Genomic DNA, 23,407 nt, shown 5'->3' on the forward strand with positions numbered 1-23,407 from the left:
CTCGGCCGGTCCTACCAGCGGAGCAGTACGAGTTCGGAGCAGAACCCGGGCCCCATGGCCAGCAGCAGTCCCGCCGTACCGGCCGGTGGCCGCCGCTCGGCCAGGGTGTCACGCAGCACGTGCAGCACGGACGCCGACGACAGATTTCCCACCGCTTCGAGCGAGCGCCAGGTGACGTCGAGGGCCTGGTCGGGCAGGTCGAGCACTTCCTCGACGGCTTCGAGTACCTTCGGCCCGCCGGGGTGGCACACCCACGCCGTGATGTCCTCGCGCCCCAGTCCGTGGTCGGCGAGGAAAGCGTCCACGTCGGCGGCGAGGTTCTTGCGCACGACGTCGGGGACGCTCGCGTCGAGGACGACCCGGAAGCCGGATCCGGTGATGTCCCAGCCCATCACGTCCTGCGTGTCGGGGTACATCCGGCTGCGGGTGTCGACCACGGAAGGACCGGGCCCGGGGCGGCGCGCCCCGCAGGCGACGACGGCGGCGGCGCCGTCCCCGAAGAGGCCGGTGGCGACCAGGTTCGCCATCGAGGAATCGTTTCGCTGGAAGGTCAGTGTGCACAGCTCGACGGAGAGCAGTACGGCGACGTCGTCGGGTCTGCCCAGCAGGTAGTCGTGGAGTCTGGCGATCCCGGCGGCCCCCGCGACACACCCGAGTCCGAAGATCGGCAGCCTTTTGACGTCGGGTCGCATGCCGAGCAGGTTGACCAGCCGCGCGTCGACGGACGGGGCGGCGATCCCCGTCACCGAGGTGAACATCAGCAGGTCGACATCGCGTGGCGAGAGCCCCGCCTCGTCCAGCGCCGCGGAGACGGCCTCGGCCCCCAGCGGTACGGCCGCCTCGATGAAGGCGTCGTTGGTGACCCCGAAATCGGTCAGCTCCGCGTACCGGTCGAGCGGAAGAGCGGTGTGCCGGGTGGCGACCCGGGCGGAGCGGTGGAGCCTGTCGAGCACCCGGCGGTCGGTTCCCGCGGGCAGACACGTCCTGGCGACCATGTCCGTGAGGTCTTGTTGGCTGTGCTGGTGCGGAGCCAGGGCTCCATGGACGGCTGCGATGCGAGTCATCTGCGGTCCGAGGTCGGAGGTCGTGGACGTGTCAATGCCTGCCCGCGACTGCTGCCGCCACACGCGAAGTCGCCTGTACGGCCGCTCACACCGGGGCCGACGCACCCCGTACGGCGGCACGGGGGACGGCGCCGGTGGCGCCTACGATGACCCCGTGGACGCCACGCGCCGGACGGGCGCCCTGCTGAGAGCGTGTCACCCGGGGCCGACGGTGGCGGTGACCGCGCTGGTCGGCGGCCTGGCGGCGGCGGCCGGCGCCGACGCAGCCGGGTGTGTCCTGGCGACCGCCGCCGTGCTGGCGGGGCAGTTGTCGATCGGCTGGAGCAACGACGCCATCGACGCGGCGCGTGACACCGCGACAGGCCGGGGCGACAAACCGGTGGCGGGCGGCTCCGTGAACGCGCGCGCCGTGCGGACCGCCGCCGTGGTCGCGCTGGCGCTGTGCGTGCCGCTCTCCCTCGGCTACGGGCTGCTGGCAGGCGTGGTGCATCTGGTCGGTGTGGTGGCCGGCTGGGCGTACAACCTCGGGCTCAAGTCGACGGCGCTGTCCTGGCTGCCGTACGCGATCGGATTCACCTCGCTGCCCGCTTTCGTGACGCTCGGTCTGCCGGGCACGCCCGCGCCCGCCTGGTGGATCGTCACCGCCGCCGCGCTGGTGGGGGTGGGCGCGCATCTCGGCAACGTACTGCCGGACATCGAGGCCGATCTGGCCACCGGTGTGCGCGGCGGCCCGCAACGGCTCGGTCCCACCGCCGTACGGTGGCTGCTGCCCGCCCCGCTGGTGGCGGCGACGGTGCTGCTCGCCTTCGGCCGGCCGAGCACGTGGGGCGGTGTGGCTGTCGGTGTGGTGGTCGTCGTGGCCGTCGCCGGTTCGCTGCTGGGCCGTAGTCGCCCCAAGGTGCCGTTCCTCGCGGCGATCCTGGTCGCCGCCGTCGATGTGGCACTGCTGTTGTGGCAGGGCTCCGCCCTCGCGTAGGGCGGGCAGGCGACCGTTGCCATTCCGGTATACGGGCGGGTGACTGATCGGTGGGGAAGGGGGCACCCGGCGGCAAGCAGCACGGTCACCACCTTCCGACGTGACCGGCCGCCGAACTCATCGGGAGTAGACAGATGTTGGGCTTCGTAGCAGCAGTGCTCTTCGGCATCGCTTTCATTCTCAACGCCACCGAGACGAGCGTCGACACGGCCGTCTTCACCCCGACGAGCCTGCTGTACCTCGGACTTACCTGCCTCGCCCTGCACGTCGCCGGGATAGGCACCGGCTGGGCCGCGCGCAGCGGCCGCCGCCGCTGATCCCACCACAGGCGCGCCCTCGCGGGCGCGTACGTGCACGCACGCGGAAAATCCACATCCCGTTTTCTGTTGTCCAGGACCGTCCCGCACGGTCTCCTGGGTGAACCGGACGAGAACAAGGTGGAGCGTCGTGTACCGAAGTGACCGCAGTGGACCCGACCGTGGCACCGTGCTGGCCGCCCGCGAGGGCGACCAGCACGCCCTGGACGCGCTGGTGGCCTCCTGCATGCCACTGATCTACAACATCGTGGGCCGTGCGCTCGACGGGCACAGCGATGTCGACGACGTGGTCCAGGAGACGCTGGTACGGATCGTCGGCGGCCTCGGCGGGCTGCGCGACCCCGACGCCTTCCGGTCGTGGGCGGTGGCCATCGCCGTCCGTCAGGTGCGCGAGCGGGAGCAGCGCCGGTCGAAGGCGCTGCGCCGTACCGCCTCGCTGGACGCGGCCGACAGTGTCGAGGACCCCGCTTCCGACTTCGCCGCCATGACCATTCTGCGGCTCGGCCTCACCGACCAGCGGCGTGAGGTCGCCGAGGCCACCCGGTGGCTCGACGAGGAGGACCGCACCCTTCTGGCGCTGTGGTGGCTGGAGGCGACCGGCGAGATCAGCAGGGCCGAACTGGCGGCGGCGCTGGGCCTGTCCGAGCGGCACACCGCGGTACGGGTGCACCGGCTCAGGGACCAGATAGAGACCGCACGCTCCATCGTCCGGGTGCTGCACGGAGCCCCGGGGCGCTGTGTGGGGCTCGACGCGCTGACCGAGCGGTGGCCGGGCGATCCCGGCGGGCTGTGGCGCAAGCGCTTCGCGCGCCATCTGCGCGCCTGCGACCTGTGCGAGGCCGGCGAGGAGCCGCGCGTACCGGTGGAACGGCTGCTCGGCGGCCTTCCGTTGCTGCCGCTGCCCGCCGTACCCGCCGCGTGGGAGGCCGCCGCGCACTCGGCGGGCCCCGCGCCGGTGTCGCTGTCGCCGCACGGCGGTGGCACCACCGGCCGGGCCGCGCGGCGCAGGGCCGCCCGCCGTACGGTCCGGGCTCGCGGTGTGGCCGTTGCGCTGTCCGTCGGGGCGGTGGTGGCCGCCGGACTGCTCGTCGCCGCCTATCTGCCCGGTGACCCGCCGGCCGACCGCGGTGCTTCCGTGACGACGGCGGACGCGCCCGCGGCGCCGCTGCCGTCCGCCGTCGCCTCGTCCGCTTCGCCGTCGCCCTCCGTGTCGAAGAAGGCCAAGCCCAAGGCGAAGCCGAGCAGCCCCAGGCCCACCAGGACAGCGGCCCGGCACGCGCCGCCCGCACCGGCCCCGAAGCCCGTGGTGGCCTCGGCGCGCAAGGGCGTCGGGGTGTGGACGTTCCCCGGCGTGAGCAAGGCGCTCGCCGACTCGGGGGCCGGCTGGTACTACACCTGGTCCACCCAGCACTCCGGCGTCGACGCACCGGGTTCGACGGGCTTCGTGCCGATGATCTGGGGCAAGGACTCGACGGGCGCCGCCGACCTGGCGCGGGCCCGCGCCGCCGGGCCGTATCTGCTCGGCTTCAACGAGCCGGACATGGCGGCCCAGTCGAACATGACGACCGATCAGGCGCTGTCGCTGTGGCCGACGCTGGAGAAGACGGGCCAGATCCTCGGCAGCCCCGCTGTCGCGTACGGCGGTGACACGGCGGGCGGCTGGCTCGACCGCTTCATGAGCGGGGCCAAGGCACGCGGCTACCGCGTCGACTTCATCGCGCTGCACTGGTACGGCGGCGACTTCCGCACGGAGGCTGCCGTCGGCCAGCTCAAGTCCTATCTGGAGGCGGTCCACGCGCGCTACGGCAAGCCCGTCTGGCTGACGGAGTTCGCGCTGACCGACTTCTCGCAGGGCGTCCGCTTCCCGTCCGAGACGGAACAGGCCGCCTTCCTCTCCTCGGCGGCCCGGATGCTGGCGGGGCTGCCGTACGTCCAGCGCTGGGCGTGGTTCGGGCTGCCCGCCAAGGACAGCGGCGCGAGCACCGGCCTCTACCGGAGCGGGCCCGCGATCACCCCGGCGGGTGAGGCGTTCCGCGCGGCCCGCTGAGCAGGGCGGGCTTCGGTACCGAACGGAGAAACCATTCTGAAGTGGGCACGCCTCGGCTCTCCCGGGCGTTGAGCCAGTGGTTCAACCTGACAGCACGAGGAGAGATACCGAATGGCCCTCTGGGACCGTTTCAAGGATTCAGCCGCGACGATGCAGACGCAGCTCACGGCCAAGAAGAACGACCTCAAGAGCGGCGCGTTCCGCGACGCCAGCATGGCCATGTGCGCTCTCGTCGCCGCGGCCGACGGCTCCGTCGACGCCTCCGAGCGCCAGCGCGTCGCCTCGCTGATCGCCGCCAACGAGGTCCTGCAGAACTTCCCCGCCGCCGACCTCCAGCGGCGCTTCGACGACGCGATCAACAAGCTCACCGCCGACTTCGCCTTCGGCAAGGTGAGCATCCTCCAGGAGATCGCCAAGGCCAAGAAGAAGCCCGCCGAGGCCCGCGCCGTCATCCAGATCGGCATCGTCATCGGCGGCGCCGACGGCGACTTCGACAAGGACGAGCAGGCCGTCGTCCGTGAGGCGTGCTACGCCCTCGACCTGCCGCCGCACGAGTTCGACCTCTGATCAGCCCTTCACCGGTGGGGTGATCCGCCGTCGCGGATACGATGGCGGATCACCGAAGGGGTCGTGGATGACAACCATCAAGGACGTCGCCCGCCGGGCGGGTGTCGCGCCGAGCACGGTCTCGTACGTGTTCAACGGGTCCCGGTCGATCTCCGAGGAGACGCGCCGGCGCGTCCAGGAGGCGGTGGAGGCCCTCGGCTACCACCCCAGGGCCAGCGCCAGGACGCTGCGCAGCAGCCGTACCCAGGTGATCGCGCTGGCGCTGCCGCGCGCCGCGGGGCTCCAGCACTCGGTGGACGGCCGCTTCGCCATCGACGTCAGCGACGCGGCGAACAGCCTCGGCTACGACCTGCTGCTCACCACGTCCCAGGACAAGGCGGGCGGGCTGCGCCGGGTGGCCCTCAGCGGTCTCGCCGACGCGGCCGTGCTGATGGCGGTCGACATGGAGGACGCGCGCATCGACGTCGTACGCGAACTGCTCTTCCCCGCGGCGCTGATCGGCCGGCCCGCCGACGAGGACGCCCTCCCGTGGACCGACCTCGACTGGGAGGAGGCGGCCGCGCTCGCCGTACGGGAGCTGGCGGCCGCGGGACACCGCACGATGGTGTATCTGGCGCCCGGTGAGGCCGAGGTGAGGGCCCGTCGCAGCTACGCGCTGCGTGGGATCGCCGGCGCCCGCAGGGGCGCCAGGGACACCGGCGCCGCCGTCAAGGTGGTCCATTCGATCGACGACCCGGTCAAGCTCGGCCGCAGACTCGGCACCCTGCTGTCGGACCCGACGGGCGAGGGGCGCGCGCGGCCGACCGCCCTCGTCGTCCAGCACCCGTCGGCGCACCACCACATCCTCACGTCGGTGGCCGCTTCGGGGCTGCGGGTGCCGGAGGAGCTGACCGTCGTGGTGATCGGCACCCTCCCCGGCGACCCGGCGGGTCGCCGGCTGCCCCGGATCGAGCTGCCGGTCGAGACCCTGGCCACCGAGGTGACCCGGCTCGCGGTGTCGGCCGCCGACACCCTGCGCGCTTCGGTGACGAGCGAGGTCGAGCCGGGTGGTCAGCTGCTGGCCGCCTCGATCGGCCATCTGCTGATCCCCCCGGTCCTGCTGCCCGGCACGGCCCCCCTCACCGCCACGGACCGCTGAACGGCCCGGCAGGGGTACTAACATCGCGTAGCGGATGTTCTGTACCGAGCTGGGAGGCGGGCCGTTGCACACGCTGGCCCTGAATCTGTTCGACCCCGAAGCGGGTCAGGGGGCCCGGCAGTTCGCCGAGCTGGGGCTCGCCCTGCTGCTGTCGACCGTCATCGGCGCCGAGCGGGCGATCCGGCAGAAGAGCGCGGGGCTGCGCACCCACACCCTGGTCGGGGTGGGCAGCGCGCTGTTCATGGAGGTGTCCCAGCACGGCTTCAACGCGGTGCTGGGCATGGAGAACGTGTCGTTCGACCCCTCGCGCGTCGCCGCCCAGGTCATCTCCGGTATCGGGTTCATCGGCGGCGGCATCATCTTCGTCAGGCGCGACGCCGTACGGGGACTGACGACGGCCGCCACCGTGTGGCTGACCTGTGCGATCGGCATGGCCTGCGGCGGCGGGCTGCCGCTGCTCGCGATCGGCGCCACGCTGGCGCACTTCCTGGTCGTACAGGGCTATCCCCTGGTCACCCGGCGCATCCCGGTCCTGGCCACCCCCGAGCAGGCCCGGCTGCATCTCGCCTATCTGATCGGGACCGGGGTGCTGACCCGGGTGCTGGAGTACACGGCGGCCCAGGGGTTCCAGGTGGTGCAGGTCCGGGTGGACCGGGCGGCGCGGCGGCCGGGCGGCGAAGGTGACGGGGACGAGGACCACCCGGAGGCCGGCACCGCCCTCGTGTACGTCGATATCGCCGGCACCGGCAGCGTGCACCGGCTGGTGGCCGAACTGTCCGAGTTCGAGGAGCTGTTGAGCGTCTCCTCGATCAAGGAAGAGACGGCCGAGTGAGCAGCTGCGCCGCCAGCCGCTCGATCCGTTCCTGCCAGGCGGCCAGCGCCGTCTCCGCGTCGAAGCCCTCGGGCCCGCTCTGGGTCAGGACGAGCCGCGCGCCGTGGCCCGTGCCCTCGCCCAGCTCCCAGCTGACCGCGCCGTCGGGCTCGACGGCGAAGGTCACGAAGCCGGGGGGCCGCACCTCCGTCACATGACCCGCCTCGACCTTCTCCGCCGTGAACCCCTCGGGCACCGGCAGTCCCGGCACCGGCTCGACACCGGCGCACAGGGTGTCCCACACGACCTCGGCGGGCCGCACCAGCTGGCGTTCGAGCCGCAGCCGCCTGCCGCCGGGTACGGATTCGACGACGCCCCTGCCGAGCCCGAACCGTTCCACGTACGCGTCGTGCAGCGCGCCGTCGTCGCGGCCGGCCTCGACGGGGCCGCCGTCGAGGAGCTGACCGAGCGCGCCGAGACACAGGTGCCAGCCGGAGGCGAAGCTCGCCGCGCCGGGCTGGTCGCCGAAGGTGTGCACGAGCGTGAGCAGCGAGCCGTCGCCGTCCGGGCTGACGGACCAGCTCAGCTGGTCGGTGCCCCAGGTGAAGCCGAAGAGGCGCGGTTCGTCGAGGTCGGTGACGGTGCCGCTGGCGGCGGGCGCCGACTCGCCGGGCAGGTTGAAGCCGATCGTGCCGCCGGGTACGAGGTCGACGGTGACCTCGAAGGGGAACCAGCGCGCGAGCCGTTCGGGGTCGGTGAGGGCCGCCCACACCGCCTCGGGCGGATGCGGGAGCCGGCGCTCCATGCGGAGCGCGGAGCGGTCGCCCGTCGTGGTCAGGGAGTCGGGGCGCGAACTAGTCGTCATGGGAGTCGTCCTCCATCGCGTCGAGGTGCCGTTCGAGTGCGTCGAGAGTGCCGGACCACAGATGCCGGTAGTGGGCGAGCCAGTCGTCGAGTTCGGCGAGCGGCTCGGGCCGCAGCTCGTACCAGCGGCGCTGCGCGTCCTGCCGGACCCGTACGAGTCCGGCCTCGCGCAGCACCCGCAGATGCTTCGACGTGCCCGGCTGGCTCAGTCCCAGCCGCTCGGTGAGCTCGCCGACCAGATAGGGGCGTTCCAGGAGTAGATCGAGGATCCGCCGCCTGCTCGGATCCGCGAGGACGTCGAACGGTATGGACATACCACGAACATACCCAGGACGGCATATAACCGTCAAGCAATGTACAGCGGATGCGCGACCGGCTCATCCGGTCATGGTCACGCACAGAAGTCAGTTGATTTCTGGCTGGAATCGCATCGTGACAGCCCGTCATCGGCCGGTCCATAATTGTAAGTTGGGGCGATCAGAAATCGATCACTCTGCTCTCCCAGGATTCGCCCCGCGGCCAGCCCGGCCCCCCACCCGAACGGCGCAAGGAGAGCGGCCGTGCATGACGAATTCCTGTGCCATGTCACCGCGTACGGAATCTGCGGCGGTCAGTACGTCGGCGTACCGCTGGGCACCTACCGCGCCCCCACCCTGCCCCTGGCCCTGTGGTGGTTACGGGACCGCGCCACCTGGATCGCGGAGCGGCTGGATCCCAGCCCCGAGAGCGGGCGCTTCCCCGCGTCCGCGCTGACCCCCGTCGGCGAGAGCGTGCCGAACGTACCGGACACGCTGCGGGCCTGGCGGGACGACGTGTCGCACCAGGACATGGTGGCCGAGCATCTGGCGGCCGGCCGGCTGATCAGGGTCGCGACGCGCGACGACACCACGGAGTACGAGCTGCTGGCCGAGTCCGTCGACGCGCTGCGCATGGACCGCGCCCTGCCGTCGCTGATCACCTCGGCGGCGAGACCGGACGTCTACCGCAGCGAACGTCCGCTGGCCTCGTCGGCGATCACGACGGTGCGCGACCTCCGGCAGGCCGGCGACACGCTGCAACTGGGCAGGGTCCACCACTGACACGACACCGCCGCGTGCCGGAGCGCGGAGCGCCGGGACACGCGGCAGTGGTCGAGCCGGGGTCACTTACGGGGTCACGAGTGCTTTCCGCATCGCCCGCAGGGGCGCTCCCGCGTCGTGCAGACTGCGCAGCGCCTGGCGGTACGAGCCGATCAGGCCAGTCTCCAGGTAGCCGACTTCGAGCTCTTCGCAGTACCGCCTGACGATGGGCTGCGCCTTGCGCAGCTGCGGGGTCGGCATGTTCGGGAACAGGTGGTGCTCGATCTGGTAGTTGAGGCCGCCCAGCGCGATGTCGGTGAACCAACCGCCGCGCACGTTGCGCGAGGTGAGCACCTGACGGCGCAGGAAGTCGGGGCGGTCCGCGCCGGTCAGCACCGGCATGCCCTTGTGGTTGGGGGCGAAGATCGAGCCCAGGTAGATCCCGAACAGACACTGGTGGACGGCGAGGAAGGCGAGCGCCTTGCCGGGCGGCAGCACGACCAGCAGGGCCGCCAGATAGACGGCGAAGTGCCCGATCAGCAGGGCCCCTTCCTGCCTGCGCTGCTTCAACGACCGGTTGGCGAGCGACCGTACGCCCGCGACATGCAGGTTGAAGCCCTCAAGTGCCAGCAGCGGGAAGAAGAGATACGCCTGCGAGCCGCCGATCAGCCGCGCCACTCCCCTGGCTTCCCTGGCCTGGGACTGGGACCACACCAGGATGTCCGGGTTGACGTCGGGGTCGAGGTCCTCGTGGTTCGGGTTGGCGTGGTGCCTGGAGTGCTTGTCCTGCCACCAGCCGTAGCCCATGCCGATACCGAGGTTCCCCGCGAGCCTGCCGGTGCGGACGCTCGCCCGGCGCAGCCGGAAGACCTGGCGGTGCGCCACATCGTGCGCGACGAGGGCGACCTGACCGAAGACCACGGCGAGGAACGCGGCGACGGCCAGCGTCCACCAGCTGTTCCCGATCATGGCGAAGGCGATCCAGCCGACGGCGTACAGTGCCACGACGAGGGAGATCCGCAGGACGTAGTACCAGGGGCGGCGGCGCATCAGTCCGGCCGCGTTGATGAGCTGGGTCAGGCGCGCGAAATCGCTGCCCGACTCGCGTGGTGGATCCAGAACCGCCGATTCGGAATCGCCGGTGGTGGGCAGGGACATTGAGCCACGCCTTTCGGGTCGGTTCACGACCGCTGGTAGCCGGTGCGGTGAATGCTCGGCAGGGTGGCTTGTTCAGCACACATTGTTTGAGGCAAACAGACGCCGCGTAGGATGCGCATAAGAAGTCGTGCGCATAAAGAGAATCGCAAGGTCGCTGGCTGCCGGGTCCAGGGCAGCTGGGAGCCAGGGTCTTGGGCGTCTTGCTCTGTCAGTGTAACCGCCGGCGCCCGGAAGCGGCCTTGCTCGGCCGACCGAGCGGTAACAGTTCGCCGCCCCGGCCAGGTGCCATCGCCGCCTGCGGGGGTAACAGTCACACTGACGACACCTGCACCACCAGCGGATAAAGAGGCGAATTGCTCGTGTTCGAGGCTGAGGACATCCGGGAATGGCGTGGCCACGATGTGGTCGACACCGACAAGAAGAAGATCGGCTCGCTGGAGGCCGTGTACGTCGACACGGCGACGGACGCACCGGCGTTCGCCACGGTCACCGTCGGGATTCCGACCAAGAAGCGGCTGATCTTCGTACCGCTCACCGACGCGACCGTCGGTCCGGGCTATCTGAAGGTCGGCTGGGACAAGCAGTTGGTCAAGGAGGCGCCCTCGATCGACACGGACGGGGAACTGCCCGCCGAGGACGAGCCGCAGATCTTCGCGCACTACGGACTTCCCTACAAGACGGGTGCGACCGGCGAGCGCCGGCTCGCGCGCCGTTAGGAGGGCGGGATGGCCCTTTTCCTGCTCCTTCTCCTGATCGCCGTCGCGCTCGGAATCATCGGTGTGGCGGGGTCGGGCCTTTCTTATCTGCTCGCGATCGGTGTGATCGTGTTCGTTCTTGATCTGGTCCTGCTCGGTGCCCGCTGGGGCGCCCGCCGCGGGAGGCGTGTCACCCGCTGATCGCGGTCTATGCTGAGATGAGCCACTTGAGGCTGCCGTCCCCCCCACGTGGAGTACGGAGAAGGGGTGGCCGCCAATGATCAGTGACGCCATGACCGAGGTCCTCCGGCTCGTGCACATTCAGGCCCAGCCGAGGCTGGCCGGCTGCGCCGAGGTGCTCGGGGTCGACGGTCTCGCGGTGTCGCTGGTCGTGGACGGTCAGATCACCGAGCAGCTGTGGTCCTCGGGCAAGACGGCGGCACTCTTCGAGGATCTTCAGTTCACCCTGGGGGAAGGCCCCGGCCCCGACGCGCTGCGCGATCACGCGCTGCGCATGGTCGACGACATCGCCACTGTCCCGTCGGGCAGATGGCCCGCGCTGCTGCCGGCGCTCGGGGATCTGCCGGTGGCCGCGGTGTTCTGCTTCCCGCTGCATCTCGGCGGCATCTTCGTGGGCGTCCTGACGCTGCTGCGGGCCGAGCCAGGACCGATGAGCGGCCAGCAGATGGACGACGCGCTGGCCCTCGCCGAGGCACTCACCCTCCAGTTCCTGGGCGGCGAAGGCGTGCAGCTGGAGTCCTGGGGCGACGCGCGGCCCACCGAGCTCCACCGGGCCGTCGTGCACCAGGCCACCGGGATGATCAGCGTCCAGCTCGGTCTCGCGCTCGGCCCCGCCCTGCTGCGACTGCGCGCCTACTCCTTCAGCCAGGGCCTGCCGATCACCGACATCGCACGCGACATCGTGGCGCGGCGGCTGCGTCTGCCGCCCACTGCGGGCGACCCCGGCCCGACCGATCCGACCGACGAAATGAGGGGATGACCTCTATGTCCCGCGAACAGCAGGTGTCAGCGGTGTTCGTGCAGGTTGCGGATTCGCTGACGGACGACTTCGACCTGATCGACTTCCTCGAGCAGCTCTGCGCGCACTGCGTCGCCCTGCTGGATGTGTCGGCCACCGGAATTCTCCTCGCCGACGAGAAGGAGACCCTGCAGACGATCGCCGCGTCCGACGAGACCACGCATCTGCTGGAACTCTTCGCCCTGCAGCACGACCAGGGCCCCTGCGTGGAGTGTTACCGCAGCAGCACCGCGCGTACCAACATCGACCTGGCGGACGCCGAAGCGACCGCCGCCTGGCCGCAGTTCGCCGCGCACGCGCGGGAGAGCGGGTTCGCCACGAGTCACACCTTCCCGCTGCGGCTGCGGGACAGGGCCGTCGGCGCGCTGAACCTCTTCCACACCGACACGCAGCCGCTGAGCCCGCAGGACGCGTCGCTGGCGCAGGCGCTGGCCGATGTGGCGACCATCGCGCTGCTCCAGCAACGCGCCCTGGACCAGCAGCACATCGAGAAGGCCCAGCTGCAACGCGCGCTCACCAGCCGCATCATCATCGAACAGGCCAAGGGCATCCTGGCCGAGCGCTGGCAGACCGACGTGGACGCCGCGTTCGCCGCGCTGCGTTCGTACGCGCGCTCACATCAGCTGCGGCTGTCGGACTGCGCCCGCCGGGTCATCGACCAGACGCTCGACACCGACGCGATCCCGCACGGCGGAGGCAATGCCTGAGCCGGACGGGGGACGCTAGAGCCAGCCGTTTCGGCGGAAGGTGCGGTGGATGCCGAAACAGGCGACGACGATCACCCCCATGACCAGGGGGTAGCCGTACTGCCAGCGCAGCTCCGGCATGTGCTCGAAGTTCATGCCGTAGACGCCGCACACCATGGTGGGGACGGCGATGACGGCGGCCCATGCGGTGATCTTGCGCATGTCCTCGTTCTGCGCGACGGTCACCTGCGCCAGATACGCCTGGAGGATCGAGTCCAGCAGGTTGTCGAAGGCGGCTATCTGCTCGGTGACCCTGGCCAGATGGTCGACGACGTCCCTGAAGTACTTCTGGATCTCGGGGCCTATCAGCCCGTCAGGCTGGGTGGCCAGCTTCTGCAGCGGCCGGTCCAGCGGCGCCACCGCCCGCTTCAGCTCCAGCAGCTCCCGCTTGAGCTGGTATATCCGGCCGGCGTCGGCGCGCGCGACCTGCCCGGAGAAGACCTCCGTCTCGACCTCGTCGATGTCGTCCTGGATCGCCTCGGCGACGGCGAGATAGTCGTCCACCATGTGGTCCGCTATGGCGTGCAGCACGGCGGCCGGCCCCTTGGCGAGCTGTTCGGGGTCGGCCTCAAGGGCCTCGCGCAGCGGACCGAGCGACCCGTGCCTGCCGTGCCGGACGGTGACCACGAACTGCGGCCCGGTGAACACCATCAGCTCACCGGTGTCCACCACCTCGCTGGTCGCGGTCAGTTGCTCGTGCTCGACATAGCTGACCGTCTTGAAGACGGCGAACAGTGTCTCGTCGTACCGCTGGGCCTTCGGCCGCTGGTGCGGGGTGACGGCTTCCTCGACGGCGAGCCGGTGCAGGTCGAACAGCTCGGCCACCCCGGAGAACTCCTCCCAGGTCGGCTCGTGCAGCCCGATCCACACAAAACCGCCGCCCGACCTGCGGACCTTGCGCAGCGCCTCGTCAGCCGGGCAGTCACCGGACTGCCGTACGCCGTCCTGGTAGACCACACAGTGCACCACCGCGCTGCCCAGCGGTGATCTGGCCGGATGGCTCAGGTCCACGGTGCGCCGGTAGGCCCTGCCCATCGTGCGGCGCAGGTTGCGGATCATCGACACGCTCATGCCTCCTTCGGCTGATCGGCCGCCAGTGTGGCACGGCGGGACGAAGGGCCCGTGGCGAGGCGGAACGCCCCGCACCTGCAGGCGTATCTTGGGGCAACCCGTGCCGTGTCCTTGAGGGGTAGTCGACAACACATGACCCGGAAGCAGCCCAGCGAGACGAACCGTCCCGGCCGGATCAGCCGTCTGTGGGGCGAGGCGGTCGCGTACACGGAGCTGGTCTGGCGGCTCGGCCGCGAGACGGAGCTGATGCACCGGGCCATGGGGTTCGCCGCGCTCGGCTTCCTGACCCTCGTCCCGCTGCTGATCCTGGTCGCCGCCGCCGACCCGGCGAGCGGTGAGGGGTTCGCCAAGTGGCTGGGGCAGGGGCTCGGGGTCTCGGCCGACTCCCAGCAGGAGATCCAGGAGCTGTTCGGCAGACCCGGCCAGGCGTTGCAGCGTACGACGGCGTTCGGGCTCGCCGCGCTCGCGGTCTTCGGGCTGACCTTCGGGTCGGCGGTGCAGACCGGCTACGAGCGGGTGTGGGAGCTGTCGACCGCGCGCTGGCACACGATGTGGCGCCATGTGGTCTGGCTGGCCGTGCTGGTGGTGTTCCTGGTCATCTTCGTCAACACGCCGGTGACCTCGCGGTCCACGCTGGAGCTGGTCTTCGGCACGATCGGCGATGTGATCGGCACGTTCCTGTTCTTCTGGTGGTCGCAGCGGCTGCTGCTGGCGGGGCGGGTCCGCTGGCAGGCGCTGTTCCCCGGCGCGGTCGCCACCGCGGTGGGGCTGCTCGGTCTGCGGGCCTTCTCCGCGATCGTCTTCTCGCCGCTGATCGCGTCGAGCGCCGTCACGTACGGTCCTTTCGGCACCGTCCTGGTGATCCAGTCGTGGCTCGTCGGGGTGGGGTTCGTGGTGTACGGCGGCGCGCTGGTGGGGCGGCTGTACTACCAGCGGCAGATCGAGTACCGGCTGCGGCACGCGCCCGCCGGGGAGGGGCAGGAGGACGGCGGCGGCCCGGCGGAGCCCCGGCTCTGACCTACGGAAGGGCGGCGCCGCCGGCCTCCCGGCCGACGGCACCGCCCTGTTCGTACCGCCCTGTGCGTACCGGTCAGCAGCTGAGGTTGCCGCCGGGGTCGACGCCGAGTATCTGCGCGAAGTTCGTGTAGCTGTCGATACGGCTCTGCACCTGGGCGGGGTTGCCGCCGTTGCACTCGATGCTGCCGTTGATGGACCGGATGGTCTCACCGAATCCGGCGCCGTTGACGATCGCGTCGTGCGGGGTCATCGTGCCGGGACCGCTCTGCGTGTTCCAGTACCAGAGGCCGGTCTTCCAGGCGACGGACGCGTCGTTCTGGACCAGGTCGGGGTTGTTCAGCAGGTCGATGCCCAGCGCGTCGCCCGCCGACTTGTAGTTGAAGTTCCAGCTCAGCTGGATCGGCCCGCGCCCGTAGTACTTGTCCGTGCCCGCCGGGCAGCCGTAGGACTGGGTGGCGTCGCAGTAGTGCGGGTAGTTGGCGGTGTTCTGCTCGACGACGTAGACGAGGCCGCCCGTCTCATGGCTGACGTTGGCGAGGAAGGCCGCGGCCTCCTGCTTGCGTACGGTGTCGCTGCCGGTGCCGGAGAAGCCGGGGTAGGCGCTCAGCGCGGCCGTCAGACCGCTGTACGTGTAGAACGAGTTGCGGCCGGGGAACATCTGGTTGAACTGGGCCTCGCTGACGATGAAGTCGTCCGCCTGGGCGGCCTGCACGGTGGTGGCGGGGCCGAAGGTCAGTACCGCGAGTGTGGCGGCCGAGGCCGTCGCTGTCAGCAGCCCGATGACGCGGTTGCGCATGTGACTCACTCCCTCTCTCAGCCGCCGACGTTGACGTCGATGCAGGCGTAGAACGCGTTCGCCGTGTCCGCGATGTTCCACACCGCGAGGACCTTCTGCTTCCCGGTCAGCGAACCGAAGTTCACCCGGTGGGTGACGGTGGCACCCGGCTGGGCCCCGTTGTCGTCGAACTCCGCGATCTCCTGGCCGCCGACGAAGTACTGCCAGGTGCTCGTGGAGTGCTGCGCCGTCAGGGTCCACTTGAACTCGGTGGTCTGCTGGACGGGGGTGACCGTCCACCCCTTGGCGTCGTCGTCGAGATCGGCGAACCGTTCGTTGCCCCCGCTGCAGCTGGTCAGCCCCTTGGGGCCTTCCACGCTCTGCGGTTCGTAGGTGATGTCACCGCAGCTGACGGTGCCGGCGGCGCACTGGGCCTGCCGGCTGGGGGGCGAGGAGATGTAACCGTGGGCACTCGCGGAACTCGCCGGCAGACTCAGGGCGAGTACCGGGGCCAGAACCGCGCCGACGGCAGCGGCGATCTTCCTTTTCCGGTGCATGCGTACTCCTTCACATCAGGTCTTCCCGCGTGGTCTCGGGTCCGTGGGGGAACCCGGGTCCTGCGGGCCGGCCTCTCAGGTGTGGGGCCAAGAGGCGCGAAGGGGCAGTGCAGGAGACCGCGTCGGCGACGGCCGGAGGCCGGTGCTTCAGCAAACATCTCCCTCACTTGGCCTAGACCATACAGGTCGTCGTGTTCGCGTCAAGGGCTCGCGCGGAGGGCTCGGGTGAGGGCCCGTCAGCTGCCGGCGGCGGCCTGTCCGTGCCGGTACGGGTGGCGTGCGCCGGAGGCTCGTACTGTGGTGGGCATGATCGATCGCAATGCCCGGCGTCCGCGCCTCGGCTATCCGGTGGCGGCGGCTATCTTCGCCATCGGCATGCTCGGCACGACGCTGCCCACTCCGCTGTACGGCCTCTACCGACAGGAACTCGGCTTCTCCGAGCTGATCGTGACGGTCGTCTTCGCCGTGTACGCGGTCGGCGTCATCGCCGTACTGCTGCTCGCCGGCAACTACTCGGACGTGGTGGGCCGCCGGCCCGTCCTGCTGGTGGCGCTCGGCCTGTCGGCGGCGAGCGCGCTGTGCTTCCTCTTCGAGGGCGGTCTCGCGGTGCTGTTCGTCGGGCGGCTGCTGTCGGGGTTCGCCGCCGGGCTGTTCAGCGGAGCGGCGACGGCCACCGTGCTCGACCTGGCCCGGCCGGACCAGAAGGTACGGGCCGGACTGGCCGCGACGGCCGCCAACATGGGCGGTCTCGGCTGCGGGCCGCTGCTCGCCGGACTGCTCGCCCAGTACGCGCCGTCGCCGCTCAGCCTGCCGTTCGTCGTGGACCTCGGCCTGGTCGCCGTCGCCGCCGTACTGACCTGGCTGCTGCCCGAGCCCGTCGAGCACCCGCGCTGGCCGGCGCCGCTCAGTCCGCAGGGGGTGCGGGTACCGCCCGAGGTGCGCGGGGTGTTCGCGCCGTCGGCGCTGGCCGTCTTCGCCGGCTTCGCGCTGCTCGGTCTGTTCACCGCCGTGGCGCCGAGCTTTGTGGCCGAGACCCTGGACGTGCACAACCTGGCCGTCTCCGGGGCGATCGTCTTCTCGGTCTTCCTCGCCTCCACCGTCGGCCAGTCCCTGATGGGGCGGGTCGGTGTACGCAGGGCGCTGCCGGGCGGCAGCTTCGTCCTGGTGGTGGGGCTTGCCCTGGTCGGGGCCTCGCTCGCCGCCGAGTCGCTGCCGCTGCTGGTGGTGGGTGCGATCCTGGCCGGGCTCGGCCAGGGCCTCGCCTTCCGGGCCGGCATCACCGCCGTCGGCGGCGCCGCGCCGCCCGCCCACCGGGCCGGCACCATCTCGGCCTTCTTCGTCGTCGCCTACGTCGGCATCTCGTTGCCGGTCGTCGGCGTCGGCGCGCTGACCGTCGCCCTGGGCCTGCGCACCGCCGGACTGACGTTCACCGGCTGCGTGCTGGTCCTCGCGCTCTGCGCGGGGGTGTACCTGAGCCGCAGGCCGGTGCCGGAGAGCTGAGACGCGCTAGTCGCGGCCGATCGGCGGGACCCTTTCGCCTGCCGGTACCGGGCCCGGCGGTGTGCCGTCGCCGAAGGGGCGGCCGCCCAGCCGTTCACGGTGGTGCGGGGTCAGCCAGCCCGCCGGGTCGGGGCCGATGGCCACGATGCCGGTGGGGTTGATGCCGGTGTGTACCCGGTAGTAGTGCTGCTTGATGTGGTCGAAGTCGACCGTGTCCCCGAAGCCCGGGGTCTGGAACAGGTCCCTGGCGTACGCCCAGAGCACCGGGTCCTCGGCCAGTTTCGCCATGTTGCATTTGAAGTGGCCGTGGTAGACCGCGTCGAAGCGCACCAGGGTGGTGAACAGCCTGATGTCCGCCTCCGTGATCGTGTCGCCCACCAGGTAGCGCCGGTCGGTGAGCCGCCGCGACACCAGGCCGAGGCGTTCGAACACACCGCGGCACGCCTCCTCGTACTCGCGCTGGCTGGTCGCGAACCCGGCGCGGTACACACCGTTGTTGACGTCCCGGTAGACGCCCTCCATCACCTCGTCGATCTCGTCGCGCAGCGCCCGCGGACAGAGGTCCGGCGCGCCCGGCCGGTGCAGCGCCGTCCACTCGGTCGCGAGGTCCAGGGTGAGTTGCTGGTAGTCGTTGGTCACCAGCTTCCCCGTGGGGACGTCCACGACGGCGGGCACGCTGACGCCGCCGGGGTAGTCCGTCTCCCGCGCGTCGTACGCCTCGCTCAGGTAGCGGATGCCGAGCACCGGGTCCCGGCCTTCGGGGTCCAGGGTGAAGCGCCAGCTGCGGGCGTCCTGGACGGGATCGGTGACGGCGAGCGACAGGGCGTCCTCAAGTCCGAGCAGCCGGCGCGAGATCACCGCGCGGCTGGCCCAGGGGCAGGCGCGGCTGACCACCAGCCGGTAGCGGCCGGCCTCCACCGGCCAGCCGTCGCGGCCGTCGGCGGTGATCCGGTCGGCGAAGTGGCTCCTGGACCGTTTGAACGGTTTGCTGCCCAGCTCGGAGTTGCCGTCCCCGGCTGCCGGCGGCCGGCCTCCGGTCGTGTCCGATTCGCTCATCGTCACTCTCCTCAGCTCTGCCTCGTCCGGTCCCGGCGGCCCGCGATCACGTCGGCCAGCGCGATGACCAGCGCCACCACCACGAACCCCACCGAGACGACGAGTCCGTGGTCGAAGGCGGAGTTCCAGCCGTTGGGGCCGACCTGGGCGAAGAAGACCGAGCCTACGGCGGCGATGCCGACGGCGGACCCGACACGCTGGCCGGTCTGGAGGGTGCCGCCCGCGCTGCCCGCCCTGTTCACCGGCACCTGGGAGAGCGTCAGGGTCTGGTTGGGCGCGATGACCAGACCGCTGCCGAGGCCCGCCAGCAGCAGCGGCGCCGCCATCGCCCAGCCCACGCCACGGCCCGGCACTTGGTGGACGGCGATCACGGTCCCGACGAGTCCGACGACCACCATCGTCAGTCCGATGGCCACCAGCGGCCGGCCGAACCGGTCGACCAGCTTGCCGCCGATTCCCGCCGACGCGCCGGACCCCAGGGCGAAGGGGGTGATGGCGACGCCCGCGAGGAGCGCCGAGTAGTGCAGCCCGCTCTGCAGATAGAGCGTGCTGATGAAGAAGATCGAGGTGAATCCGGCGAAGTACAGCAGGATCAGCAGACAGCCCAGCCAGTACGAACGGACCCGGAACAAGGACAGGTCGATGACGGGCTGGACACCGCCCTTCGGACAGCGGCCCTCCCACTGGACGAACGCGAACAGCAGCGCCGCCGCGACGATCAGCAGCAGATACTTCTCGTCGCCCGGCCACTGCTGGGCCTGGACGAAGGGCAGCAGCAGCGCCAGCACACCGCCGCCGAGCAGCAGGATGCCCAGCGGGTCGAGGTCGCGGGCCCTGACCCGGCCCGCCGAAGGGGTGTCCGGCAGCAGCCGCCTGGCCAGCAGCAGACAGACGGCGCCGAGCGGCAGGTTGACGAAGAACACCCACCGCCAGCCCTCCTGCGCCCCGGCCGCCTGGATGAGCAGCCCGCCGAGCAGCGGCCCCACCGCCGTCGAGATACCGACGACCGTGCCGAAGGCGCCGAACGCCTTGCCGCGCTCCCGGCCCGAGAACATCTGCTGGATCAGCGCGGAGATCTGCGGCGAGATCAGTCCGCCGGCCGCGCCCTGGATCAGCCGGGCGACGACCAGCCACAGACTGGTCTGGGCGGCTCCGCAGGCGGCCGACGCCAGCGTGAACAGCGTCAGTCCCACCATGAAGACGGCGCGCCTGCCCCGGGCGTCACCGAGCCGGCCCGCCGGGATCAGGAAGAGGCCGAAGGACAGCGCGTACCCCGACAGCACCCACTGGAGGTCGGACTCCGGTGTGTGCAGCCCCTCCTTGATGGAGGGCAGGGCCACATTGACGATCGAGACGTCGAGCAGTGTCATGAAGCCGGCGACCAGGCACACGGCCAGCGCCTTCCACCGCCGCGGGTCGGGCCCGTCCGCCGTGTCCTGCTCCGCCGGGGCTCCATCGGACTGCGCGGCCACAGGCATCCTCACTTCTCGGTGCGGGTTCCGGCCACCGTCCCTGGGGCCGGAACTCGTCGGCAGGATCGCAGTTCCGTATGCCCCGGAGCGCCCCCGGCGAAAACAGCACCGCCGCCGCTCAGCCCCTGATCAGGGTCGTGCCCGCCGGGAGTCCCGTCACCTGCGCCGCGCCGTCCGGGCTGACGCTGACGTCCAGCCGGTGGCCCGCCAGGTCGAGGCCCGTGACCGTGAGCGGCCGGTACGCCTCGGTGAAGGCGGGCGCCAGGGTGAGCGTGGAGCCCGGCACGTCGGCCGAGAGTCCGAGCACCGACTGGAGGACCAGGACGGACGAGGCGGCGGCCCACGCCTGGGGACGGCAGGACGCCGGATAGGGCGCGGGGCGGGCGGCGTTCGCCGCGCCGTGCCCCGCGAACAGCTCGGGCAGCCGGGCGTCGAAGGCCGCCGAAGCGGTCAGCAGGCCGGCGGCCAGCGGCGCCGCCTCGTCGGGGAAGCCTGCCCTGACCAGGCCGTGCACGGCGATGGCCGTGTCGTGCGGCCAGATGGACCCGATGTGGTAGCCGTACGGGTTGTAGCCGACCGAGGCGCTGCTCAGGGTGCGCAGGCCGTGGCCCGAGTCCAGGTCGGGGGCGCTGATCCGGGCCGCGAGCAGGGCGCTCTCGTCCCGGTCGAGCAGGCCGGTGCCCAGCAGATGGCCGAAGCCGGAGGTGACGGAGTCGACGGGGCGCTTGTCCCGGTCGAGTGCCACGGCCGGGTAGCGGCCGTGCTCGTCCTCCACCCAGAAGTGGGCGCGGAAGCGCTCGCGCAGCCGGTCGGCCCACTCCTCCCAGCGGTCGGCGCCGGGCCTGCCGAAGGCGCGCAGCAGGGCGGCGCCGCCCCGGGCCGCCTCGTACGCGTACGCCTGCACCTCGCAGAGCGCGATGGGCGGCGCGGCGAGGCGGCCGTCGCGGTACCGGATGCCGTCGCTGGAGTCCTTCCAGCCCTGGTTGGCCAGGCCGCGGCCGGTCTCGTCGATGTATTCGAGGAAGCCGTCCCCGTCGGCGTCGGCGTGGTCCCGCATCCAGGCGAGGGCCGACTCGGCGTGCGGCAGGAGCTGTTCGACCTCTTCGGGGGCGAGGCCCCAGCGCCAGGCGTCGTGCAGCAGGGTGACCCACAGCGGGGTCGCGTCGACGGTGCCGTAGTAGGAGGCGGGCAGGCCGAAGGAGTCGTGGAAGGTCTGTTCGCTCCTGCGCACCTCGTGCAGGATCTTGCCGGGCTGCTCCTGGGTGTCGCGGTCGGACCTGACGCCCTGGCGGCGGGCGAGGGTACGCAACGTGCCGGCGGCGAGTGAGGTGCCGAGCGGCAGCAGCATCCGGGCCGCCCACAGCGCGTCACGGCCGAAGAGCGTGAGGAACCAGGGGGCGCCGGCGGCGAGGAACTGGTCGGCCGGGTCCTCGGGGTCGGTGAGGCGCAGCCGGTCGAGGTCGGCGGCCGACTGGCTCAGCCAGTGGTCGAAGCGGTGGTCGGCGCTGGCCAGTTCGGGGGTGCGCCAGGGCACACTGCCCGCGGTGGGCGCGGGGAACTGGTCGCCGGTGTCGTGCGCCGCCGAGCAGTGCAGTACGGCGGTCCAGACGGCGCCGGGCGCCAGCTCGACGTCGTAGCGCAGCTGTCCGGCCCGCGCGTCGATCTCGGGTCCCGCCGTGCTGGTGAGGCGGACGGCGAACGCGTCCTGCTCCCAGGCGAGTCCGCCGTCGACGGCCGTGGCGGCGACGGGCGGGGTGGGCCGGCCGGTCTTGACGCGCTCCATGGGGGCGAGGTCGGTCGTCGCCGTGACGACGAGCCCGACCCGGACGTCCTGGCCGCCCGCGTTGGTGAGTTCGAAGGTCTCGGTCAGCTGTCCCGGGGCCACCCGCCGGCTGCGGCGCAGGGTGACGGCCGGGTCGGGGGTGACCTCGCCGAGGCCGCGCAGCACACCGCGGAAGGTGGCGCTGTCCGCTCCGTCGAGGGCGCCGCCCACCGGTGCGAGCGCGACGCCGTCGGCGGCGACGGTCAGCCGGGCCAGTGCTCTGCTGTCGCCGTGGTAGAAGCCGTCGGCGCCGCCGCCGAGTTGGCCGTCAGGACGCGATATCGCGAAGCTCGGCGCGTACAGCGTCACCACCGCGTCGTGCAGGAAGGGCTGGAGTCCCGCCACCTGAGAGCCGTCCCCGTCGGTGAAGTCTTTTGTGTCGTGGGTCTTGACAGTGGTGTCCAACAGAGCAGAACCTCTCAGTCATTGGAGCGTTCCAAAAACTCTAACGACGACATCGGGACGTTGACAACGGTTTTGGAACGCTCCAATGAACTGATTCGCTTTTGCTACGAGTTCCTGTCCGTTCCTACAAGTTCCGGAGACCGCCATGGCCCGCTCTGCCAGCAACCCGCCTGCCAAGGCGGGTCCCGTGACGCTCGCCATGGTGGCGAAGCGGGCCGGCGTCTCGCCGCAAACCGTCTCCAACGCTCTCAACTCGCCGGACTTACTGCGTCCCGAGACGCTGGACCGGGTGCTGCGCACCATCGAGGAGATGGGGTACCGGCCGCACCGGGCGGCGCAGACGCTGCGTACCCGCTCCAGCAAACTGATCGGTTACGCGATACGGCCGGCCCCCGGTCTCTCGGCGCCGGTCATGGACCGCTTCCTGCACGCGCTGTCGCAGACGGCCGACGCCGCCGGTTACCGGATCCTGCTGTTCGCCTGGCCCGCCGACGGCGAGGGCGGCGGCCTCCCCGGCTACGAGGAACTCATCGACCAGCACAGCGTGGACGGTTTCGTGCTGAGCGGCACCGACAGGGGCGACCGCAGACAGGCGTGGCTGGAGAAGCGCGACGTGCCGTTCGTGGGTTTCGGCCGGATGTGGTCGGGCCGCCAGGTCGGTGACTGGGTCGATGTCGACGGTGCCTCGGGCACGGACGCGGCGGTCGAGCATCTGGTGGGCCTCGGCCATCGCCGTATCGCCTTCCTCGGCTGGCCGCGCGGGTCCGGTGTCGGTGACGACCGTGCCGAGGGCTGGCAGCGTGCCATGCGACGGCACGGTCTCCCGGTGCGCGGCAGGCGCGCGCAGAGCGTGGACGACATCGCGTCGGCGCAGGCCGTCGCGGGACCGCTGATCGACGGCGGCGCGACTGCCGTGGTGGCGGCGAGCGACATGCTGGCGCTGGGCTGCTACCACGCGCTGCGCGAGCGGGGCGCGGTACCGGGCAGGGACGTGGCGGTCGTCGGCTTCGACGACTCCCCCACCGCCGCCCTCATCTCCCCCGGTCTCTCCACCCTCGCCCAGCCGACCGAGGCGGTCGGCCGGGAGTGTGTCCGGCTGCTGCTGGCGCGGATGGCGTCGCCGGGCCGGGATCCCGAACGTGTCCTGCTCGAACCGTCGCTCGTCGTCCGCGACAGCACACCCCCGTACCCGCCCCCCGCCAACTGAGTCCGTCCGACCGAGTCCGTACGTCACGTCTTTACTGGAGGAATT

At 71.2% G+C, this 23,407-nt stretch carries 23 protein-coding genes and 1 pseudogene; 14 read left to right on the forward strand and 10 right to left on the reverse strand.

Annotated features, from left to right (window positions below; translation table 11 throughout):
* Positions 1 to 11: 11 nt before the first annotated feature.
* Entirely contained in the window at positions 12 to 1,064 is a 1,053-nt protein-coding gene (locus tag OHS57_RS04585) for a type III polyketide synthase (RefSeq protein ID WP_042000367.1), read from the reverse strand.
* Between the two features lie 154 nt (positions 1,065 to 1,218).
* On the opposite strand from OHS57_RS04585, the gene OHS57_RS04590 reads away from it, so the two are divergent.
* From OHS57_RS04590 to OHS57_RS04615, 6 genes are all read left to right on the forward strand, one after another.
* Positions 1,219 to 2,040 (forward strand): UbiA family prenyltransferase, encoded by an 822-nt coding sequence (locus OHS57_RS04590; protein ID WP_328581108.1) that lies wholly within the window; start codon positions 1,219 to 1,221, stop codon positions 2,038 to 2,040.
* Between the two features lie 134 nt (positions 2,041 to 2,174).
* On the forward strand, positions 2,175 to 2,357 hold the full coding sequence (locus tag OHS57_RS04595; RefSeq protein WP_041998254.1) for a hypothetical protein: 183 nt from the start codon (positions 2,175 to 2,177) through the stop codon (positions 2,355 to 2,357).
* A 130-nt stretch (positions 2,358 to 2,487) separates the two neighbouring features.
* Positions 2,488 to 4,404 carry a sigma-70 family RNA polymerase sigma factor gene (locus tag OHS57_RS04600; RefSeq protein WP_328581109.1) on the forward strand — a complete coding sequence of 639 codons (1,917 nt, stop codon included), beginning with the start codon at positions 2,488 to 2,490 and terminating at the stop codon, positions 4,402 to 4,404.
* 111 nt (positions 4,405 to 4,515) lie between these two features.
* On the forward strand, positions 4,516 to 4,971 hold the full coding sequence (locus OHS57_RS04605; RefSeq protein WP_041998250.1) for a tellurite resistance TerB family protein: 456 nt from the start codon (positions 4,516 to 4,518) through the stop codon (positions 4,969 to 4,971).
* Positions 4,972 to 5,038: 67 nt separating this feature from the next.
* Positions 5,039 to 6,109 carry a LacI family DNA-binding transcriptional regulator gene (locus OHS57_RS04610; protein WP_041998248.1) on the forward strand — a complete coding sequence of 357 codons (1,071 nt, stop codon included), beginning with the start codon at positions 5,039 to 5,041 and terminating at the stop codon, positions 6,107 to 6,109.
* Between the two features lie 64 nt (positions 6,110 to 6,173).
* Entirely contained in the window at positions 6,174 to 6,941 is a 768-nt protein-coding gene (locus OHS57_RS04615) for an MgtC/SapB family protein (protein ID WP_042000359.1), read from the forward strand.
* On the opposite strand, the gene OHS57_RS04620 is transcribed toward OHS57_RS04615, so the two are convergent.
* Positions 6,919 to 7,785 carry an SRPBCC family protein gene (locus tag OHS57_RS04620; RefSeq protein WP_328581110.1) on the reverse strand — a complete coding sequence of 289 codons (867 nt, stop codon included), beginning with the start codon at positions 7,783 to 7,785 and terminating at the stop codon, positions 6,919 to 6,921. The two genes, OHS57_RS04615 and OHS57_RS04620, sit on opposite strands and share 23 nt — an antisense overlap.
* On the reverse strand, positions 7,775 to 8,098 hold the full coding sequence (locus OHS57_RS04625) for an ArsR/SmtB family transcription factor (RefSeq protein WP_041998244.1): 324 nt from the start codon (positions 8,096 to 8,098) through the stop codon (positions 7,775 to 7,777). The genes OHS57_RS04620 and OHS57_RS04625 overlap by 11 nt, the downstream gene beginning before the upstream one ends.
* Positions 8,099 to 8,344: 246 nt before the next feature.
* Between OHS57_RS04625 and OHS57_RS04630 the strand changes: the two are divergent.
* Positions 8,345 to 8,752, forward strand: a pseudogene (locus OHS57_RS04630) (hypothetical protein); the annotation flags it as partial.
* A 177-nt stretch (positions 8,753 to 8,929) separates the two neighbouring features.
* Here OHS57_RS04630 and OHS57_RS04635 read toward each other — a convergent pair.
* Positions 8,930 to 10,000 carry a fatty acid desaturase family protein gene (locus OHS57_RS04635; protein WP_041998242.1) on the reverse strand — a complete coding sequence of 357 codons (1,071 nt, stop codon included), beginning with the start codon at positions 9,998 to 10,000 and terminating at the stop codon, positions 8,930 to 8,932.
* Positions 10,001 to 10,359: 359 nt separating this feature from the next.
* Between OHS57_RS04635 and OHS57_RS04640 the strand changes: the two genes are divergently transcribed.
* The 4 genes from OHS57_RS04640 to OHS57_RS04655 all read left to right on the forward strand — a co-directional run bounded on the left by OHS57_RS04640 (position 10,360) and on the right by OHS57_RS04655 (position 12,441).
* Positions 10,360 to 10,716 (forward strand): PRC-barrel domain-containing protein, encoded by a 357-nt coding sequence (locus OHS57_RS04640; RefSeq protein WP_042000354.1) that lies wholly within the window; start codon positions 10,360 to 10,362, stop codon positions 10,714 to 10,716.
* A 9-nt stretch (positions 10,717 to 10,725) separates the two neighbouring features.
* Positions 10,726 to 10,896, forward strand: a complete 171-nt coding sequence (locus OHS57_RS04645; protein ID WP_198533462.1) for a hypothetical protein — start codon at positions 10,726 to 10,728, stop codon at positions 10,894 to 10,896.
* Between the two features lie 91 nt (positions 10,897 to 10,987).
* Positions 10,988 to 11,695, forward strand: a complete 708-nt coding sequence (locus OHS57_RS04650) for an ANTAR domain-containing protein (protein WP_328581111.1) — start codon at positions 10,988 to 10,990, stop codon at positions 11,693 to 11,695.
* Complete coding sequence (locus OHS57_RS04655) at positions 11,692 to 12,441, forward strand: ANTAR domain-containing protein (RefSeq protein ID WP_041998240.1); 750 nt, start codon at positions 11,692 to 11,694, stop codon at positions 12,439 to 12,441. The genes OHS57_RS04650 and OHS57_RS04655 overlap by 4 nt, the downstream gene beginning before the upstream one ends.
* Before the next feature lie 15 nt (positions 12,442 to 12,456).
* Here OHS57_RS04655 and OHS57_RS04660 read toward each other — a convergent pair whose 3' ends face one another.
* Entirely contained in the window at positions 12,457 to 13,539 is a 1,083-nt protein-coding gene (locus tag OHS57_RS04660) for a magnesium and cobalt transport protein CorA (RefSeq protein WP_042000349.1), read from the reverse strand.
* Positions 13,540 to 13,683: 144 nt separating this feature from the next.
* On the opposite strand from OHS57_RS04660, the gene OHS57_RS04665 reads away from it, so the two are divergent.
* Positions 13,684 to 14,568: a YhjD/YihY/BrkB family envelope integrity protein gene (locus OHS57_RS04665; RefSeq protein WP_328581112.1), complete on the forward strand. Its 885-nt coding sequence runs from the start codon at positions 13,684 to 13,686 to the stop codon at positions 14,566 to 14,568.
* Positions 14,569 to 14,641: 73 nt separating this feature from the next.
* Here OHS57_RS04665 and OHS57_RS04670 read toward each other — a convergent pair whose 3' ends face one another.
* Both OHS57_RS04670 and OHS57_RS04675 read right to left on the reverse strand, forming a co-directional pair.
* Positions 14,642 to 15,364: a chitinase gene (locus tag OHS57_RS04670; RefSeq protein ID WP_328581113.1), complete on the reverse strand. Its 723-nt coding sequence runs from the start codon at positions 15,362 to 15,364 to the stop codon at positions 14,642 to 14,644.
* 17 nt (positions 15,365 to 15,381) lie between these two features.
* Positions 15,382 to 15,900: a lytic polysaccharide monooxygenase auxiliary activity family 9 protein gene (locus OHS57_RS04675; RefSeq protein WP_328581114.1), complete on the reverse strand. Its 519-nt coding sequence runs from the start codon at positions 15,898 to 15,900 to the stop codon at positions 15,382 to 15,384.
* Positions 15,901 to 16,206: 306 nt separating this feature from the next.
* Here OHS57_RS04675 and OHS57_RS04680 point away from each other — a divergent pair, with 306 nt between their 5' ends.
* Positions 16,207 to 17,400 (forward strand): MFS transporter, encoded by a 1,194-nt coding sequence (locus tag OHS57_RS04680; protein WP_328581115.1) that lies wholly within the window; start codon positions 16,207 to 16,209, stop codon positions 17,398 to 17,400.
* A gap of 6 nt (positions 17,401 to 17,406) precedes the next feature.
* Here the strand turns inward: OHS57_RS04680 and OHS57_RS04685 are convergent, their stop codons facing one another.
* The 3 genes from OHS57_RS04685 to OHS57_RS04695 all read right to left on the reverse strand — a co-directional run bounded on the left by OHS57_RS04685 (position 17,407) and on the right by OHS57_RS04695 (position 22,155).
* The gene (locus OHS57_RS04685; protein WP_041998231.1) at positions 17,407 to 18,456 is read right to left on the reverse strand and encodes a glutathione S-transferase C-terminal domain-containing protein; all 1,050 of its coding nucleotides are present in this window, start codon (positions 18,454 to 18,456) and stop codon (positions 17,407 to 17,409) included.
* Between the two features lie 11 nt (positions 18,457 to 18,467).
* Positions 18,468 to 19,934: an MFS transporter gene (locus OHS57_RS04690; RefSeq protein ID WP_328581116.1), complete on the reverse strand. Its 1,467-nt coding sequence runs from the start codon at positions 19,932 to 19,934 to the stop codon at positions 18,468 to 18,470.
* A gap of 112 nt (positions 19,935 to 20,046) precedes the next feature.
* Positions 20,047 to 22,155 (reverse strand): amylo-alpha-1,6-glucosidase, encoded by a 2,109-nt coding sequence (locus tag OHS57_RS04695; protein ID WP_328581117.1) that lies wholly within the window; start codon positions 22,153 to 22,155, stop codon positions 20,047 to 20,049.
* A gap of 145 nt (positions 22,156 to 22,300) precedes the next feature.
* Here OHS57_RS04695 and OHS57_RS04700 point away from each other — a divergent pair, with 145 nt between their 5' ends.
* Positions 22,301 to 23,362: a LacI family DNA-binding transcriptional regulator gene (locus tag OHS57_RS04700; RefSeq protein WP_041998227.1), complete on the forward strand. Its 1,062-nt coding sequence runs from the start codon at positions 22,301 to 22,303 to the stop codon at positions 23,360 to 23,362.
* Positions 23,363 to 23,407 lie beyond the last annotated feature (45 nt).

Source organism: Streptomyces sp. NBC_00370 (assembly GCF_036084755.1).
Taxonomy (GTDB): domain Bacteria; phylum Actinomycetota; class Actinomycetes; order Streptomycetales; family Streptomycetaceae; genus Streptomyces.